Source organism: Agreia sp. Leaf335, from assembly GCF_001423605.1.
Lineage (GTDB): Bacteria > Actinomycetota > Actinomycetes > Actinomycetales > Microbacteriaceae > Agreia.
Window position 1 is genome coordinate 153971 of sequence record NZ_LMOQ01000004.1, and the last position, 19489, is coordinate 173459.

Here is a 19489-nt window from a genome sequence, read left to right on the forward strand (position 1 = left end):
CACCCCGCTCATTCGGTTCCCCGAGCCACCCGGCTCGGGGAACCGAATGGGCTCCCGCGTGGGAGAATCCACGCGACTCAAAGACGAGGCCGGCAGACGGCAGAACGAGCAGGCAGACATGGCAGCGACAGAGCCGATCGTCGAGATGACCGATATCTCGATCGAGTTCCCTGGCGTCAAAGCCCTCCAGAACGTGCAGCTGCGGCTGTACCCGGGCGAGGTGCACACCCTCATGGGTGAGAACGGTGCGGGCAAGTCCACCCTCATCAAGGCACTCACCGGTGTGTACAAGATCGACTCCGGCAGCATCCTCGTCTCTGGCGGCCCCCGCCAGTTCTCGGGAACCGCAGACGCCCAGAGCGCCGGTATCTCGACCGTGTACCAAGAGGTCAACCTCTGCGACAACCTCACCGTGGGCGAGAACGTGATGCTCGGCAACGAGATCCGCGGCGCTTTCGGAATCAATTGGAAGAAGACCCACCAGGCCGCGCACGAGGCACTCGTCGGCCTCGGCCTGGGTGATCTCGACCCCCGCCAGCCACTGTCGAGCATCTCACTCGCCCTGCAGCAGCTCGTCGCCATCAGCCGCGCCATGGTGGCGAAGTCGAAGGTGCTCATCCTCGACGAGCCCACCTCGAGCCTTGACGCCAACGAGGTCGAGGGCCTCTTCACGGTCATGCGCCGCCTGCGTGACCAGGGCGTGGCCATTCTCTTCGTCTCGCACTTTCTCGACCAGGTCTACGCCATCAGCGACCGCCTCACGGTGCTGCGCAACGGCGAGTTCGTGGGGGAGCACCTCACCCGCGATCTGGGTCGCAGCCAGCTGATCTCGCTCATGATCGGCAAGGATTTCGAGACTCTCGCTTCGCTCGGCTCGAACAGACGGCGGGATGCGCGAGAGAGCGGCGAGCAGCCGTTCTACAGCGCCACAGACCTCGGCCGAAAGGGTTCGATCGAACCCGTCGACATCGCCGTCTACCCGGGCGAGGTCGTGGGCCTCGCCGGACTCCTCGGCTCCGGCCGCACCGAACTCGGCCGTCTGATGTACGGCGCCGACCGCCCCGATTCGGGAGAGGTCACCATCGGAGGCAAGAACACCGAGGTGCACAGCCCCGTTGCCGGACTCGCCACGAAGATCGCCTTCTCGACGGAGAACCGTCGCGACGAGGGAATCGTCGGCGACCTCACCGTGCGCGAGAACCTCATTCTCGCCGTCCAGGCCCGGCGCGGCTGGGCCCGCCCACTCTCGAAGCGCGAGCAGAAGGAGCTGTGCGACAAGTACCTCGTCGAGCTCAATGTGCGACCGAGCGACCCGGAGCGACCCATCAGAAACCTGTCCGGCGGCAACCAGCAGAAGGTTCTGCTCGGTCGTTGGCTCGCAACGAAGCCTCAACTGCTGATTCTCGACGAGCCCACGCGCGGCATCGACATCGGAGCCAAGGCAGAGATCCAAGAGGCGATCGCGACCCTGGCCGAAGAGGGCATGTCTGTCGTGTTCATCTCGTCAGAACTCGAAGAGGTCGTGCGACTCAGCGAGAGAATCGTGGTCTTGAAAGACCACCGCAAGATCGGAGAGATCATCAACGGGCCAGACATCACCGCCGACACGATCGTCGACTTGATCGCATCGGACGGGGCGGAGACGCGGGGCGTCGACGCATTCGAGCCGGAGCCTGCCGCTCTCGCCACCGAGGGGAGCACCAACTGATGTCGAACACCCCATCGGCCGCGTCTTCGTTCGTGAAGACCAGCATCAAGCAGCCCTACATCTGGGCCATCGCCGCCCTCGTACTGCTGCTGATCATCAACCTCATCAAAGACCCGACGTACCTCGGCATCTCCGTCAACGGTGTCACCGGTGATCTCTCGGGAAACCTCATCGACATCCTGCGTGCCAGCGCACCGATCATGATGATCGCCGTGGGCATGACACTGGTGATCGCCACGCGTGGCATCGACCTGTCGGTCGGGTCGGTTATGGCCGTCTCGGGCGCCGTGTCGATGGAATTCATGCACGACGCGGGCGATGGATCGCTCGGGTCCGCCCTCATGGCGATCGCTCTCGCCCTCGGCATCAGCGCCTTCCTCGGCCTGATCAATGGTGTCCTCGTCTCGATCGTGGGACTCCAGCCGTTCATCACGACGCTGATCATGATGCTGGCCGGTCGAGGGTTGGCGAAGGTCATCACCTCCGGCCAGAACACGTCGGCGAGCAACGAGTTCTTCCGTTGGATCGCCAACGGCACCGTCCTCGGGTTCCCCGTCGTCTTCATCATCGGTGCGGTGATCGTGGCGCTCGTCGCCCTGCTCGTACGCCGCAGCGCACTCGGCCTGATGATCGAGTCGATCGGCATCAACCCCAAGGCGGCGCGCATGGCCGGCATCCGACCGGTGGGCCTGCTCATCTTCGTCTACATCCTCAGCGGCGTGCTGGCCGGCGTGGCAGGCATCTTCAGCACCGCCAGCGTCATGACCGTCGAGGTCGCCAAGACCGGTTTCTCGTCTGAGATGGACGCCATCCTCGCCGTGGTCATCGGCGGCACCTCGCTGGCCGGCGGCAAGTTCTCGCTGACCGGCAGTGTGATCGGCGCCCTTCTGATCGCCACGCTCGACAAGACCATCGTGTTCCTCGCCATCCCGTCGTCGGCGACACCTGCGTTCAAGGCCATCGTCATCGTGGCGATCTGCCTGCTGCAGTCGCAGCGGGTTCGCGCACTCTTCAGCCAGCGTCGTGCGAGAACCAGCACGCCACGAAAGGAGGCGGTGTCGGCATGACCTCCGTCATCGAACGCCCGAGCGCGCCGCAGAGCCCGCACACCCCGTCTCTCGTGAACCGCCTCAAGCCGAACCTCGAGACGCTGCCCACACTGGCCGCGATCGTGATCTTCGTGGGCATGATCATCTACGGCGAGATCGCCTACGGTCGCATCCTGCAATTCAGCACGCTGTCGAACCTCTTCATCAACAACGCCTACCTGATCATCCTGGCGGTCGGACTCACTTTCGTGATCCTCACCGGTGGAGTAGACCTCTCGGTCGGCGCCATCATCGCCATCAGCAGCCTCGTGGGGGTGATGCTCGCCAACGCGGGCTGGAACCCGTTCGTGGTCATCGTCCTGATGATCCTCATCGGCTCGGTCTTCGGCGCGGCATCGGGAATCCTGATCCAGTACTTCAACGTGCAACCGTTCATCGCGACACTGGCGATGATGTTCCTGGCCCGGGGTCTCGCATCCATGCTCTCGACGACGCCGGAGCGCCTGGCCGACGAGTCGCCCATCCGTGCGCTGTCGACCGAGATCAAGGTGATCGACGGGCCGAAGATCAACGACCTCGTCACCACACCGAACGTCGTGATCGCAGCGGTCGTCGTGATCGTCGCCTTCTACGTTCTGCACAAGACGCGCTTCGGTCGAACGGTCTACGCGATCGGCGGATCCGAGCAGTCGGCGACGCTGATGGGCCTCCCCGTCGTGCGCACCAAGCTGGCGATCTACATCATCAGCGGAACCCTCGCCGGTCTCGCGGCCGTGGTCTACACCTCGAAGCTCGGCATCGCCCAGAACATCACCGGCGTCGGCTGGGAGCTCGACGCGATCGCCGCCGTCATCATCGGCGGAACACTCCTCACGGGTGGTGCCGGTTTCGTGCTCGGCTCGGTCATCGGTGCTCTCGTACTCGGTCTGATGAACGTTCTCATCACCCGCGACGGCAGCATTCCGCCCGAAGCGACCACCATCATCACCGGCGCGATCCTGCTGGTGTTCGTGCTGCTGCAGAGGCTCGTCGTCTCGCGCAAACGCAAGACCTGAGAAGCCCGTCACCCAGGGTCGCGCCGCTTCTGCGGTGCGATCCCTGCCCTTCGTGCGCTCGAAATCAGGCACGAGGCCCCGCAATTGCCGAGAAATACCCCGCAAGACCCGCGAAAACCCACACCGGAGTGAGTTCATGCTGAAATCCCGAATCGCCATGTTGACCGCCTTCGCGGTCGCCTTCAGTACCCTTCTGGCCGCGCCTCCAGCACCCGCGGTGGCGGCGTCGATCGACGACGGTCTGGTCGCCTGGTACAAGCTCGACGAGACAGAAGGCACCTCCGTGGCCGACTCGTCGGGCAACGGACGCACCGCTGCCGTCGAGGGTGCCCCCGGGTGGAATGCAGGACACGGTTTCGTCTTCGGCGGAGGCGCCTCGAGCAGCGGCAACGCCGTGAAGCTCCCCAATGACCTGACGGCGGGGCTCGACTCGATCACCGTCTCGTTCGATGCCTGGATCGACCCCGCACTCACCGGCAACCACTTTCTGTACAACCTCGGCAATGAGGCCGTCGGCACTCCGCAGTCGGGCAACGGCTACCTGTTCACCACCTCGACTCCCTACCGCTCGGTTATCTCCGCAGCGGCGTGGGGCGGCGAGAAGGAGACCTCGAAGGGCCGCGACCAGAACCTGGCCAAGGGCATGTGGAAGCGTCTGACCTACACACAGACCGGAAAGGTCGGCACGCTCTACGAGAACGGCACCCAGGTCGCGCAGAACACGGCGGTCGACGTGACGCCGGCGCAGCTCGGCGCGGGCAAGACCACGCGCAACTACATCGGCCGCTCGGCCTACGCGCTCGACAACTCGTTCAAGGGTGTCGTCAGCGACTTCCGCATCTACAACCGCGCGTTGACCACGGCCGAGGTCGGTGACCTGAGCACGCAGTCGGCGACCGCCATCGCCACCTCCGATGCCATCTGGGCAGAGACCGCGCTCGGAGACGTCTCCGCCGTCACCGGCAACCTCTCGCTGCCGGTCAGCGGCCCCGCGAGGTCGACCATCACCTGGGCGTCGTCGAACCCCGCCGTCGTCTCGGCGGCAGGAGCGGTGACCCGCACGACATCCACTGAAACGGTCGACCTGACCGCCACGATCACGGCCGGTGCGGCCACCGTGACCCGCACCATTCCCGTGACGGTCGCGGCCACCGCATCGCCTGACGGCGATGCCGCCCAGCTGGCGCTCGACGCGATCGTCGTGCACGGGCTCGACGACGTGCGGGGCAATGTCACCCTGCCCGCCTCCAGCGTCTCCGGAGTCGACGTCGTCTGGAGCTCCTCGAACACGCAGGTGATCGCAACTGACGGTGTCGTCTCGCGCCCCGCACACGGCGACCCTGCGGCATCCGTCACTCTCACGGCGACGGCCACCAAGGGCGAGGCCGCTCTGACGCGCACCTTCGCCGCCACGGTTCCGGCCCTGCCGGCGAAGCAGGAGTACGAGTCGTACCTGTTCAGCTACTTCACCGGTGACAGCGTCGCCGGCGAGAAGATCTACTTCGGAGCCAGCACCGGCAACGACGCCCGCAACTGGCTCGCCCTGAACGGTGGCAAGCCCGCCATCACCTCGACGAAGAGCACCACGGGTCTGCGCGACCCGTTCATCGTGCGCTCTCCCGAGGGCGACAAGTTCTACATGATCGCCACGGATCTCTCGATCGGCGGCGGCACGAGCTGGGACGCCTCGCAGCGCACCGGCAGCAAGTTCATCGAGGTGTGGGAGTCGACGGACCTCGTGAACTGGTCTGAGCAGCGCCACGTGCAGGTCTCGCCCGACACGGCAGGAAACACCTGGGCGCCCGAGGCGTTCTACGACGAATCTCTCGGCGCCTACGTCGTGTTCTGGGCGTCGAAGATCTACGCGGCAGACGACCCCAACCACACCGGTTCTGCGCCGAACGTCATGATGTACGCCACGACGCGCGACTTCCAGACGTTCACCGAGGCGAAGGTCTGGCAGAACACGGGTGTCTCGCGCATCGACAGCACCGTGATCAAAGAGGGCGACACCTATCACCGCTTCACGAAAGACGAGGCGCAGTCGATGGGCTGCCTCGACGTGTTCGAAGAGACGTCGACCGATCTGCTCGCCGTCACCACGAAGACCTCGACGACGGGCGCCTGGGCGCTGCAGGAGACCTGCATCGGCAAGAACGCGGGAACGGGAGCCGTGGAGGGCCCGACCATCGTCAAGGCCAACCCCGGTGACGTGAACGGCAAGGGCTACTACCTCTTCGTCGACGAGTTCAGCGGTCGCAAGTACATTCCGCTCTTCTCGAAGAAGCTCGGGGCGGATGCGGACTGGACCATTCCTGCGAACTACACGCTGCCGAATCCGGCACCCCGACACGGCACGGTTCTGCCCATCACGGCGGAGGAACAGAAGCGGGTGTTCGACGCGATGCTCCCCGCTGTCACCGAGGTGAAGCCCGTGTCACTCACCACGCAGGTCGGCACCGAGGCGGCTCTGCCGAAGACCGCCACGGTGGTCTTCGCGGATGGCTCGCAGCAGGACCTGCCCGTCACCTGGGAGAAGACTCCGGCCGGCTACGCCGACACCGCGCAGACCATCACCGTGAAGGGCGAGGTGACGAGTGTCGCCCGTGCCGTCACCGCCACGATCAAGGTCGCCGCAGCACAGGGCGATCTGCGTCTGCACTACGACTTCTCGAAGACAACCGGCACGACCGTCCCCGACTCGTCTCCCTACGGGAACGACGGTGTGATCAAGGGAACGGGCGCCAAGGTGACCGGCCCCGAGCTCGCTCTTCCGGGCGGCTCGAGCGGCAGCAGCGGAGCGTACGTGCAGTTGCCCACCGGCCTGTTCGACGGCCGCGACACCCTGACCATCTCGACCTGGCTGCGCAACGATCGGGCATCCGGAAACTACGCGGCCATGTTCTTCGGCTCCGCGAGCAACCCTCCGGCCCAGTACTGGCTGCTGAATCCCAAGAACCCGAGCGGTCTGTTCAAGTCGGTGATCACCAACGGCAGCTCGCCCGGTTCCCCGTGGGGCACCGAGGCCGGCATCTCGCCCACCAACGCGGGCCAGGGAATCGCGGGACCCGCGACATCCAACGCCTGGGGCCTGTACACGACCGTGATCGAGCCGAACCGCATCACCGGCTATTTCAACGGCAAGAAGATCGGATCGGTCTCGACCACACGAACGGTGAGCCAGTTCGGCTCGAACCTCGTGTCATACATCGGCAAGTCGTCGTACCCCGACGACCTCTACAAGGGCGGCGTGCGCGATGTGAAGGTGTGGACGAGTGCGCTCGACGACGCTTCGATCGCCAGCGAGTACTACGCCTGGGCCGATGAGGCGACCGTGCAGGCCGCGCTCGAGGCCGACGCCGCAGCGCTCAACCCGGGCTCCGGAGCCATCACGACCGACCGCGACCTCGCGGCCCGGGGTGCAAACGGCTCGACCATCACGTGGGCGTCGACCCGGCCCGACACGATTGCCACCGACGGAACGGTGACCCGCCCGACAGTCGACGGTGACGTGCCAGTGACGCTCACGGCCACGCTCACGCTCGCCGGCAAGACGGTCACCCGCGAATTCCCCTTCATCGTTCTCGCCGACACCCCGCAGAACAACCTGACCGTGGCCGCGAACGGCTACGAGCTGGCCATCACCCGCGTGACGGACGACATCGTGCTGCGCACGTCGATCGGCGAGGTCGCCGTCTCGTGGGCCACATTGGATGCGGCGGCGATCGCGACCGACGGCTCGGTCACCCGGGCGCCGGCGGAGAAGCCGGTCACCCTCACGGCGACCTTCACACTGGGCGAGCTCACCGCAACCCGCGAGTTCGCGGTCACCGTGCTGGCGCAGGACACCGGTCGCATCGGCTCGTACATCACCGACGGCGACACGAACCGCACCGACGTGCTGCACCTCGCGGCTTCCGACTCGCCCTCGGTTTCCGACGGCGACTACACGGGACTCAACAAGGGACGCGGGATCCTCTATCCGACACTCGGCGCGACGAAGTTCGGGCCTCCCGTGCTGCTTCGCGCACCCGACGGGACCTTCCGTCTCGTCGCCATCGAGAACGGCCAGGGGTCGCGTCTCTACGTCTACGACTCGGCAGACCTGACGTCGTTCACGAACGAGCGTCTCGTGTCGTTCGTTCCCTCGATCGTCTCGGCGACCGACGTCTCGGCCGTGTACGACAACGGGATCGGCGGCTACCGCGTGGGCTACACGGCTCAGGGCGGTGCACGCTTCGAGGTGACGACCTCTGACTTCGTGACGTTCAGCTCGCCGGCGGGGGCCACAGCGCTCACGCCTGCGGCGCCCGACAGCTCAGGAGACTTCCCGGCCGGAGCATCCGGAGCCTCGAGCATCGGCGTGACCGCCGCGGAGTACGCGAGCATCCAGAAGGCCTACGGTCGCGTCGTGAACACGGGCGTGCAGTCGTTCGGCGACGTGAAGATCGGTGTGGGGGAGGCCCCGGTGCTGCCCGAGACGGCAACGGTCGAATACTCGAGCGGCGACACCTCGTCGATGCCTGTCGACTGGAACGCCGACGACGTGGCCGCGCTCAGCACCGCCGAGCCGGGCACCTACACGGTCGACGGAACGGTCACGCGACCGACCTTCCCCGACCCGCTGGTGGAGCGCCGCGCCGACCCCGACGTCACCCTCGGAGACGACGGCAAGTACTACTTCACCGGCTCCTACCCGATGACCCGTGCCGACGACCCGAACGGCTACGACCGCATCGTGCTGCGCAGCGCGGACACGATCCAGGGGTTGAAGAACGCGCCTGAGACCACCATCTGGCACGAGAACACCGATTCTGCTCTCAACCGGTATATCTGGGCACCCGAGCTCGAGAAGATCGGTGACGACTGGTACATCCTGTTCACGGCCGGACGCACGAGCGGCTTCGACATCCGGCCCGCGATGCTCAAGTTCACCGGCGACGAGTTCGGCGGAGACGCCGCGCTCGATCCGGCGAACTGGACGAGCCTCGGTTACGTGAAGGCGGCGGCCGGAGACGGCTCCGCATTCACGAGCTTCTCGCTCGACATGACGCACTTCGAAGAGGCCGGCAAGCACTACGTGGTCTGGGCCGAGAAGCCCGCCATCGGATCGACGCTGCGCATGGCCGAGATCGACCCGGCGAACCCGAATCAGCTGATCTCGCAGTCGATTCTGCTCTCCGCGCCGACCCTGGCGTGGGAGAAGAACAACGGCGACTCGATCGACGAGGGCCCGGCCGTGATCAAGAAGAACGGCAAGATCGTCATCGCCTTCTCGGCGGCGACCGTCGACGACAAGTACTGCGTGGGCGTGCTCACTGCGGATGCTGCGGCCGATCTGATGAACCCGGCGTCGTGGGCGAAGAACCCCTACCCGCTGCTCACGACCGACGACGTTCCCGGACAGGTGGGCCCCGGCCACAACTCGTTCACCGTCGACGAATTCGGCAACCCCGTGATCGTCTACCACTCGCGCACCGTGAACGACTCGTCCAACCCGGGCGAGGCAACGGATGCGGGTCTGTTCGACCCCCGCAGGCACGCCCGCGCCGCCCTGGTGCACTGGACGGCCGCCGGTCTGCCGGTGTTCGCGATGGCTGCCGACGAGGAGTTGGCTCCCGAGAACGCCGCGGTGAAGATCCGCGTCGTCGTGGGAGACGACGTCGACCCCGAGGCTCCGAGCGTGATCGCCACGACCGCGCCGGGCGCACCGGATGGCTCCGCGGGTTGGTACCGCACGGCGCCGACCGTCACCCTCGCACCGGGCTCGGATGCGCCGGCAGATCTGCAGTACCGCCTCGACGGCGGCGAGTGGGCGGCCTACACGGCGCCGATCTCGCTCGCCGAAGACGGCACCCGCACTCTCGAATACCGGGCGAGCGTCGCCGGCGTTCCCGTGGAGTCGTCTGTCGGCTCGATCACCCTGCCCGTCGACCGCACGGCACCGAGCGTCAGCGCTCTCGCTTCGCCGTCGACTGCCGTCGGCACGGTCGAGCAGCCCGTCGTCGTGACGCTGTCGGCATCCGACGCGACCAGCGGCGTGGCGACACTGGAGTACCGCCTGAACGCGGGGGAGTGGGCCGCCTACGGCGGGCCGCTCAGCTTCGGAACAGTCGGCTCGACGTTGCTCGAGTACCGCTCGGTCGATGTGGCAGGCAACACCTCGGCGACAGGGTCGCTGTCGGTCGTCGTGTCAGGCCCCGACACACCGGATGCCTCGATCGCCCTGAGCGCGTCGAGTGTCGTCGCGGGTGACACGGTCACGGTGACCGGTCGCGGATTCGGAGAGGGCGAGAGTGTCGAGCTGACCCTGTTCTCCGACCCGGTGTTCCTGGGCTCGGCCGACGCCGACAGCGACGGACGCTTCACGGCGACCGTGCGCATCCCGCTCACGACACCCGCCGGGGAGCACACCGTGCGCGCTGCGGGAAGCACGTCGGGAGCTCTCGCGGAGAAGGCGCTGACCGTGCAGGCGGTGCCTGCGGGACCCGGTGCTCCGGATGCCGGAGCTCCCGGCGCCGGTGGCCCCGGCGGCTCCCTCAGTCAGACCGGATCGGGCGCACTGTTCGCGGGGCTCGGAGCGCTCGCGCTGCTGATCGCCGGCGGAGCCGTGTTCCTCCTGCGCCGCCGACGTGTCTGATCTCGGTACGCCATCCACAACCACATCCACGCAGAACAACCACACAGAACGTTCGCGCACGACTCGACGACGAGTGAAAGGCATTCGATGATCTCCACATTTCTCAAGCGGGGAGCGGCCGCAGCGGTGTCGCTCGCTGTGATCGGCGCAGGACTGTCGCTGGGAGGCGCGGCGAACGCCGCCGCCCCCGGTGACGGACTGATCGGCGAATACCTCTTCACGCAGATCGCGGGCAACGCGGTGGCGAACACCGCCACCGGGGCGGGCGCCGTCGCCGGAGCCACCGTGGTGAACGGAACCGATGCTCAGTGGACGGGCGACTCGCTCGTCTTCACGGGTGGCGCGAAGAACAGCCAGGCCAACTGGGTCGAGCTGCCCGACGGCATCCTCGCCGGAAAGACGTCGGCGACCATCACCACCGAGGCGAAGATCGACCCGTCGATGAAGACCGCCAACCACTTTCTGTGGAACATCGGTAATGACACGAACGCGGCGTATTGGTTCGCCACCGCGCGAGACACGACCCGCACCGCCATCACCACCACCTCGGGCGGCGGTGAGGTGAACGCCCGGTCGACCAGCGCGCTCGACGCGAACCGCTGGTACAGCCTCACCTCGGTGATCGACGGCGCAGCCGGCACCATCACGTACTACGTCGACGGAACCCGGGTCGGCCAGGCCGACACGTCGCTGACCCCCGCATCCATCACCGACCAGTCGCTCAACACGATCGGGCGCTCGCCGTGGCCCGACCCCTTCTACAAGGGAGAGGTCGCCGCATTCCGCGTCTACGACCGGGCCCTCACAGCCGAGGAGGTCGACGACGTCTCCGACGAGGATGCCCTCGCCCACGCCGACAGCATCGGCGCGGCCGCGCAGTCTCTCGTCGACTCGATCGAGCCGGTCACGATCGACGACAGCTCGCTCGTGCTTCCCGCATCCGGTGGCGCCGTGAGCTGGGCCTCGAACACGCCCGGCATCGCGATCGCCGCCGACGGCGTGACCGCCACGGCAGTGCAGCCGGCGGCGGGAGAGCCCGCCCTCAGCGGGACCCTCACCGCCACGGCCACCGTGCGCGGAATCACCGCCTCGAAGGAGGTCGCGGTGACCGTGACGCCGCTGGCCGCCCAGGCCGACGACTACGGCTACCTCATGGTGCACTTCATCGAGGACTCGGAGGGCTACGCCGAGAAGATCTACCTCGACGTGTCGCGCGGCGACAACCCCGAGCAGTGGGATCCGCTGAACGGCGGAGTGCCTATTCTGGCCTCCGACCTCGGAACGACCGGCGTGCGCGACCCGTACCTGACCTACAACCCCGAGACCCAGACGTACTACATCATCGCCACCGACCTGCGGGTCTTCGGCGGCGACAACGGCTCGGGCAACTGCACCACCTGGTGCCACTGGACCAAGAACGCCAGCACGAAGCTCAACATCTGGGAGTCGAAGGACCTCGTGACGTGGGGCGACCTGCGCCAGATCGACATGGCGGCCGACGCCGCGGGCAACACCGCGGCACAGCTCGGAATGGCCTGGGCACCCGAGGCGACCTGGGTCGACGACTACTACCCCGACGGCCGCGGAGCCTTCGTCGTGTACTGGGCATCGAACGTGTTCCCCAACGACGACCCGGCCCACGACACCGCGTCGTACAACCGCGTGCTCTGGGGTGCCACCACCGACTTCACGCAGGGCAGCTACTCCTTCGGCGGCGACTTCGTGAACACCGGCGGAAACGCGATCGACACCACGATGATCCAGAACGACGGCACGACCTACCGGATCACGAAGGACAACTCGTTCGGCAACGGAATCTACATGGAGTCGACCGAGGCGCCCCGCTGGTGGGAGGCCGGAACGACCTGGACGACGCTGCAGACGAAGATCGGCGCGGTCTGGGCGGGAGGCAACGAGGGCGGCGTCGAAGGTCCGGCCGTCTTCAAGAGCCACAGCGACGACACGTGGTACCTGTACGTCGACGTCATTCCGACGACCGGCTACCGGCCGATGGTGACGAACGATCTGGATGCCGGCTGGTCGCAGTTGACCGCGGCCGGTTTCGAGATGGCCCCGAGCACGAAGCACGGTGGCATCATCTCGCTGACGAAGGCGCAGTACGACACGGTGCGGGCAGCGGATGCGACGTCGGCGGTCTCGACGGAGCTCGGCGTCGCGAGCGTCAGCCAGGGTGCGACGGCTGACGCGGTCGCCGCCGCGCTGCCGGCGACGGCCGCGGTGAACCTGGCCTATGCGCGAGGAACGGCTGAGCTGGCCGTCGACTGGGATCTCTCCGGCGTGGACACGTCGACCGCCGGCGACTACACGGTCACCGGAGTGGTGCGCTCGCTCGGCTCCAATCTCAACGACTGGGCCGGAGCCGCCGGATCGACCGCGTGGAACGCGGCCGACAAGCAGCTCTTCAGCTCGACCGCGATCGAGGTCACGTCTACCGTGCGCGTCGCCGCGGGCGAGGTCGTCGTGCCCGTGGATCCCGGAACCGGCCAGCCCGGAACGGCCGGACCGGAGGCATCCACCCCCGGGTCGACGGCCGCCGGCGACAAGCTCGCCGCCACGGGGTTCGGCGCATCCGGAATCGTGTCGCTCGCGGCCCTGCTGCTCGCAGCCGGCATCGCGGTCGTCGTGCGCCGGCGCCGCCGCTCCGCGTAGTCCCTCTTGTCTGACCTCCAACCGAAGGTGAACACGTGATCTCCAGAATTATCAAGAGGGGCGCGGCGGCCGTGGTGTCGCTCGCCGTCATCGGCACGGGCCTCTCCGCTGCCGGCATCGCCTCTGCGGCAGCCCCGACCGATGGCCTCATAGGCGAATATGTCTTCTCGCAGACCGCCGGGGCATCCGTGCCGAACTCCGCCACGGGCGCCGGCACGCTCGCGGCCGCCACGGTCGTGAACGGTAGTGATGACCGGTGGACCGGCGACTCGCTGCAGTTCACGGGCGGCGCCAAGAACAGCTCGGCGAACTGGGTTCGGCTTCCGAACGACATCCTCGCGGGCAAGACGGCGGCGACGATCAGCACCGAGGTCAAGATCGACGCCTCGATGAAATCCGCCTTCAACTTCCTCTGGAACGTCGGCAACGACTCACCCACCTCGTACTTCTTCACCTCGGTGAGAGACGTGCCGCGCACCGCCATCACCACGGCGTCGAACGGCGGCGAGGTCAACGCCCGGGCGACGAACGCGCTCGAGGCCGACCGCTGGTACAACCTCACCTCGGTGATCGACGGAACCGCGGGAACGATCTCGTTCTACGTCGACGGAGTGAAGACGGGACAGGCGAACACCGCCCTCACGCCCGCCTCGATCACCGACCAGTCGCTCAACGCGATCGGTCGCTCGCCCTGGCCCGACGGTTTCTTCGCCGGCGAGGTCTCGGCGTTCCGCGTCTACGACCGCGCGATCGCCGACAGCGAGGTCGCGGCGATCTCGGATCAGGACGCGACCATCCACGAAGCGGAGATGGCCGCGCGGGCGCAGTCGATTCTCGACGGTCTGGGCCTCGCCGATCAGACGGTCGACTCGGGTTACGTCGCCCTGCCGACCGCCGGAGGCGCGGTCACGTGGACCACCTCGGACGAGACCGTCGTGGCTCCCGATGGTCGCGTCAGTCAGCCCTCGGAGGAGGACGGCCCGGCGACGGTGACCGCCACGGCGACGAGCACGGTTCGGGGCGTCAGCGCATCCGACAGCATCACCCTCACCGTGCTGCCGACCAGCGATCAGGAGCGCGTCGATGCGGCAGCGGCCGGCTATGTGCTGCCCCCGGTCGTCATCTCGGGAACGATCCTGCCCGCCCCGGCCGACGGTACGAGCGTCGTGCTGCAGAACGCGCAGGGGGTCGCGGTTGCGGCCGACGGCACGATCACGGCACCGGATGCCGCGGGCGCGGCCGCCGCCGGTGATGTCACCGGCACGGTCGACGCGGTCATCTCCCGCACCGACACCCCCGCGGTCACGGTGACGAAGACCTTCACCGTGCGGGTGCTGCCCGCCGGTTCCTCGCAGGAGCTGCTGAGTTACCACCGCACTCCGACCAGCGCGAACACGGCCAACAACGCCGACGTCGCCCTGAGCATGCACCTCGCCCTGCCGTCTGACGACGGCTCCGCGTGGACGCCGCTGAACGAGAACTACGGCATCTTCTTTCCCAAGACGTCGGTGACGCCGGCGGCCGGCGGAACGTCTGACGACATCATCCGCAGCCTGGTCAACCCGCAGGTGTTCGCGCTCGAGGACGGCGGCTACGGGGTCGTCTCCACGCGCACCGCCCGCGAGGGCGCATCCGACGGCACGCAGAAGACGAGCGTTCTCATCGCGACCTCGACCGATCTGCTCTCGTACACGGAGGTCGGCATGCTCGATCTCGGCGAGACCAACGGCGTGAACGGCCCGCACGCCGTGTACGACTCGGCGACAGACGTGTACGTCATCGCCTGGACGGACGACTCAGGAACGCCGAAGTACACCACCATCGGCGACCTCGCCGATGCGAGCACGCGCGGCGAGATCGTGGCCGGCACGATCGCCGACCGGGGCGCGGTCGCGGCCGCATCCGGAATCGACGACTACGTGGCCGGGCGCACCGTGCCGGTCGACGGGGCCACGATCACGGCCCTCGAGGAGCGGTTCGGACGCATCACGAACACCGGCTACGCGCCCTTCGACGACATCGCGGCCTCGGTGGGCGACGATGCATCGGCGCTCGAGCTGCCGACCGAGGTCGAGCTCGCCTACTCCGACGGATCGACGGGCTCGTTGCCCGTCGCGACCTGGGACACCAGCGGCGTCGACACCTCGAAGCCGGGCACCTACACCGTGACGGGCACCGTGAAGCAGACCGAGTACCCGCGTCCGTTCGCCGACGAGCGCGCCGATCCCTCGGTGTACAAGTACGACTTCAACGGAACGACGAAGTACCTGATGATCGCGACGAACGACCTCTATGGCTCGAACGTCGAGCAGCAGGGCGCGGCCATGATGCCGATCCGCGTCGCGGACTCCATCTCGGGGTTGTCGGATGCGGCGGGCGCCGAGGAGATCGACCTGCTGAAGCGCGGCGACACGGATGCGCTCGGCAATGTGATGACCGGATGCTTCTGGGCACCCGAGTATCACGAGATCGACGGCAGGCTCTCGATCCTGTTCATGCCCTGCTACGGCAACAACCCCGACATGTGGTCGGGCCGCGCGTCGATCATGCAGCTGGAGCAGGACGCCTCGGGTGCGGATCTCGACCCGGCCGTTCCCGCGAACTGGACGAAGCCATCCAAAGTCCTGCGGGCCGACGGATCGGACCTCAACCAGATTGCCGGCATCTCGCTCGACATGACGTACTTCCAAGACGAGAAGGGCCAGGCCTACTACGTCTGGCAGCAGCTCGGCTCGCTGTTCATCGCCACGGTCGACCCGACGGATCCGACGCGACTGACGTCGGAACCCGTGCGCATCCTCGCGCCCGAGTACGCGTGGGACAACACGATCGCAGAGGGGCCGAACGTGATCACCCGCGACGGCAGGCTGCAGTTGATCTACTCGGGCTCGACGGTCGGCGACACCTACACGACGGGGCTCGCCACCGCGGACGCGTCTGGAGAGACCGATCTGCTCACCGAAGCCGCCTGGTCGAAGCTGAACTATCCGATCCAGAAGTCGGGCCTCTTCGACGGCGCCTGGCAGTTGGGAACGGGCCACGGCATGTGGTCGGAGGACGAGGACGGCAACATGATATACGTCTTCCACGCCCGCACCGACAACAACAACCTGAGCGGGCGCGACATGTTCGTGCGACGGGTGCACTGGTCGGCCGAAGGGCTGCCCGTCTTCGACATGGAGCCGGAGGAGGAGCTCGCATCACCGACCGTCACGCTCGATGTGGTCGTGGCCGATGACGAGGTGACGCCGCCGGTCGATCCGGGCCAGCCGACGGAGCCCGGGCAGCCGGGTCAGCCGGGCGGGGGCGAGCCGACCGGTCCGGCATCCGGTTCGTCGGTGGATGCCGGCGGCACGTCGGGCGGACCGCTCGCGCTCACCGGATCGGGCGCGCTGTACGCCGGCCTCGGAGCGCTCGCGCTGCTCGTCGCCGGGGGACTGGCGTTCTGGTTGCGTCGCCGCCGAACGCACTAGTCACCACAGCAGACAGGGGGTACCGGTACACCGGTACCCCCTGTCTGCATCTGTAGCTGTCACCGCGGGATTGCTGCATAGACTCCACTCATGGATGACACCGCTCCCCGCGCAGCCGAGCACGCCGACGGTGTCGAGGCCAGCCCGCCCTGTCCCACCTGCGGTGCGCCGCGCGAGCTGGTGATGCTCGAACGCTTCACCGGCTGGTGGTGCCGTGATTGCGCGGCGGCCGGGCGCTCGCCCGTCGGGCTCTGACGCACCTCACACAGGCTGGCCACGGCAAGCGTGGCCTCTGTGGACTACGGGGCCGGCTCTTCTGCCGCAGCGTCGGCCGCATCGGCGACACGCCTTCGGGCCCGACGTGATCTCACGATGGCGGTCACTGCTGCGATCGTGGTGAGCCCGGAACCAGCCACCGTGAACCAGTTTCCGCTGCCCTGCGCGATGAACACCAGCGTGGCGATCACGACCAGGAAACTGATGATCGCGACCACGAGGAGGACGGACTCGGTTCCTTTACTGCGGTCGTTCATAGTTTTTCGTCCTTACTCGAGGGTGCGTCGACCACCCGCTGCGGATAATTCGGTCAGTTGATGATCTCGCCGCGCTCTTCTGCGCGCAGTGCTGCCAGGCGCTCGTGCCACTGCTGCAGGGCCCCGGGTGTCAGGCGCTCCCAGTCGGTGACCTCTCCGACCACTCGCATTGAGGCGGTGCTCCGATAGGAGCGGGTCGGGTTGCCCGGGAACTTCTTGTCGGTGACGTTAGGGTCGTTCTCGAACTCGCCCGTGGGTTCGACCTCGTAGACGCGCGGCTCGCCGTCGCCGACCGCGAGCTCGGCCGCGAGGCCCGCGCCGTTCTTCAACGCAGTGAAGTAGATGTGGTTCATCACGACCTCGGGGCGGTAGTTGGAGCGGCGTCCCGCCACGAGAAGATCGCCGACACGGAGATCGGCCTTTGTGCCGTGAAAGAAGGGCCCGTCGTCGAGTGCAGTGCTCACGGAGTCAGTGTACGAAGACGTGCTCGAACCGTTCAACAGGATGAATCGAGACATCGTCGGTGTGTCTTATGGCCAACACCGGCGTGTCATCAATCCATCCTGTTGAACGGCAACACCTACTGGGCCGTGGGGCCGTAGAACGCGTTGACCTCGGCGAGCTCCTGCTCGGCCGTGGCCTGGATGAGCTTGAGCAGCTCGGGGTCGAGTCCCGGCGAGAACTCCTCGAGGCGCTCGGGCGCGATGAATGACGGCGTTCCGATGGGTGCCTGTTCGCTGCCGTCGAGGTCTGTGCCGTCGTTCGAGGGCGACGCCCCCTTGGAAGATGCGTCCGGCCTCGGACTCGCCCTTCAGGTCGAAGGTGAACTGCTTGCTTTGCAGACCGAGGTCGACGAGCTTCTTGACCTCGGGAAACTGCTCGGCGTTCGTCTTGGGAATCGGAAGGGTCTTCTTCCAGTCGACACCGAGTGTCTCGAGAGCCTTCGCATAGGCGTTCTCGTGGGCCTGGTCACGCACGATGAGGTACGCGATCGTCGACCGAGCCGTCTTGTTGGCGGTCATCTCATAGATGCGCGTCTTCTGCAGGCGTCCGGTGGACTCGAGCATGAGGTTGTACAGCAGGTCGAGAACGAGGTTTCCCGAGTTGTAGACGTAGCTCCCGAGCCACGGGTTGCCGGCGGAGTCGACGGGCAGTGCTCCCTGTGCGCCCACCAGATAGTGGTGGATGTTGCCGTGGTCGAGTGCGATGTTCAGGGGAGTCGCGCCGCCCGCGCCCGGGGTGTCGAGCGGGTCGGTGAGCTTGCCCTTGTAGCCCGGCGCGCCATCGAGCAGCCGAGAGATCGTAGTGCCGATCAGCTCGACGTGGCTGATCTCCTCAGTGCCGACGCCCTGAATGAGGTCGCGGTACGGCTTCGCGGCGGGGCCTCTGAAGTTCATGGCCTGAAAGAGGTACTGCATCATCGTGCGCATCTCGCCGAACTGCCCGCCGAGTCCCTCTTGCAGGGCGTTCGCCGCCGCTGGGTCCGGCTCGTCCTCAGCGATGTCGTTGATCCATTCCTGTACGTGGAAATACATGCTGTCTCCTTCGACGGGCGGCAGTGTGCCCCCGATGCATCCAGCCTGAGGTCTCAGATCGAATCGAGATTCGACCCTTGCTTTATCCGGCGGGTGCGCGCAGCATGCCCCGCGCCCGGTTCTGAGAGCGGGTGAATCGGATCAGGGTGGGCAGGGAGGGTCAGTCGTGCTGCCGTGTGAAGAGCACCTGGAACATCTGCTTGAGCGGTTCGGTGAGATCGTCGGCGCTCGCAGATGCGACGGGCTGCACGGCTGCCGAGGTGCGCAGCATCACGACTCCGAGAGATGTCGCGATCGCGAGTTGAGCGCGCAGGAGGATCGCGTCGGTGGCCGCGTCGTTCTCTTTCCAGCCCGCCGCCGCAGCGAGCCTGCGGGTGAAGTGCTCGAGGGTCCTGCGTCGGATGAGGTCGGCATTCTCGTCTCCCGACGAGCGCAGGAGCAGGAGGAGCTGCAGCGGGTCGTCACGATCGGGCGCGTTGACGACGTGTTCGATGAGCCGGTCGATCACCTCGTCGATGCTCTTGGAGGGTCTCGAGCCCTGGTTCTCGAGCTCGTCTGACGTGCGCAGCATGCACGCCTCGAAGAGGCCCTCCTTCGAGACGAAGTACCGATTGATCAGCGCCACGTTCACTTTGGCGTCGGCCGCGATCTGCCGAACAGTTGTGGCGCGATACCCATCGGTGGCGAAGCGCCTGCGAGCAGCACGCACCAGGGCGCGTCGCGTCAGGGCGGCGTCGCGACCCGAGCGGATCAGCTCGTCATCGGCCTCGGTCGGGATCTCGGAGGGGTCTGCCGTCGACATCGTCGTCTTGCTGTTCATGTATCA

The 19489-nt window shown here is 66.8% G+C and carries 10 protein-coding genes and 1 pseudogene; 7 read left to right on the forward strand and 4 right to left on the reverse strand.

Annotated elements, in window-relative coordinates; translation table 11 throughout:
- Window positions 1–118: 118 nt before the first annotated feature.
- The 7 genes from ASF79_RS15175 to ASF79_RS17435 all read left to right on the forward strand — a co-directional run bounded on the left by ASF79_RS15175 (window position 119) and on the right by ASF79_RS17435 (window position 16850).
- Window positions 119–1708 carry a sugar ABC transporter ATP-binding protein gene (locus ASF79_RS15175; RefSeq protein WP_055857244.1) on the forward strand — a complete coding sequence of 530 codons (1590 nt, stop codon included), beginning with the start codon at window positions 119–121 and terminating at the stop codon, window positions 1706–1708.
- Entirely contained in the window at window positions 1708–2775 is a 1068-nt protein-coding gene (locus ASF79_RS15180) for an ABC transporter permease (protein WP_055782759.1), read from the forward strand. Before ASF79_RS15175 ends, ASF79_RS15180 begins: the two co-directional genes overlap by 1 nt.
- On the forward strand, window positions 2772–3812 hold the full coding sequence (locus ASF79_RS15185; protein WP_082466434.1) for an ABC transporter permease subunit: 1041 nt from the start codon (window positions 2772–2774) through the stop codon (window positions 3810–3812). The genes ASF79_RS15180 and ASF79_RS15185 overlap by 4 nt, the downstream gene beginning before the upstream one ends.
- Before the next feature lie 136 nt (window positions 3813–3948).
- Entirely contained in the window at window positions 3949–10452 is a 6504-nt protein-coding gene (locus tag ASF79_RS15190) for an immunoglobulin-like domain-containing protein (RefSeq protein ID WP_082495962.1), read from the forward strand.
- An 87-nt stretch (window positions 10453–10539) separates the two neighbouring features.
- On the forward strand, window positions 10540–13122 hold the full coding sequence (locus tag ASF79_RS17215; protein ID WP_082495963.1) for a LamG-like jellyroll fold domain-containing protein: 2583 nt from the start codon (window positions 10540–10542) through the stop codon (window positions 13120–13122).
- A gap of 35 nt (window positions 13123–13157) precedes the next feature.
- Window positions 13158–16595: a family 43 glycosylhydrolase gene (locus tag ASF79_RS15200; protein ID WP_055856491.1), complete on the forward strand. Its 3438-nt coding sequence runs from the start codon at window positions 13158–13160 to the stop codon at window positions 16593–16595.
- A gap of 90 nt (window positions 16596–16685) precedes the next feature.
- Window positions 16686–16850: a hypothetical protein gene (locus ASF79_RS17435; protein WP_156352013.1), complete on the forward strand. Its 165-nt coding sequence runs from the start codon at window positions 16686–16688 to the stop codon at window positions 16848–16850.
- A 44-nt stretch (window positions 16851–16894) separates the two neighbouring features.
- Here the strand turns inward: ASF79_RS17435 and ASF79_RS15205 are convergent, their stop codons facing one another.
- The 4 genes and pseudogenes from ASF79_RS15205 to ASF79_RS15220 all read right to left on the reverse strand — a co-directional run bounded on the left by ASF79_RS15205 (window position 16895) and on the right by ASF79_RS15220 (window position 19483).
- A complete protein-coding gene (locus ASF79_RS15205; protein WP_055782751.1) occupies window positions 16895–17128 on the reverse strand; it encodes a hypothetical protein in 234 nt (77 codons plus the stop codon).
- A 53-nt stretch (window positions 17129–17181) separates the two neighbouring features.
- Window positions 17182–17592, reverse strand: a complete 411-nt coding sequence (arr, locus tag ASF79_RS15210) for an NAD(+)--rifampin ADP-ribosyltransferase (RefSeq protein ID WP_055857248.1) — start codon at window positions 17590–17592, stop codon at window positions 17182–17184.
- 116 nt (window positions 17593–17708) lie between these two features.
- Window positions 17709–18663: pseudogene (locus ASF79_RS15215) on the reverse strand (manganese catalase family protein).
- 160 nt (window positions 18664–18823) lie between these two features.
- On the reverse strand, window positions 18824–19483 hold the full coding sequence (locus tag ASF79_RS15220; RefSeq protein WP_055856494.1) for a TetR/AcrR family transcriptional regulator: 660 nt from the start codon (window positions 19481–19483) through the stop codon (window positions 18824–18826).
- Window positions 19484–19489 lie beyond the last annotated feature (6 nt).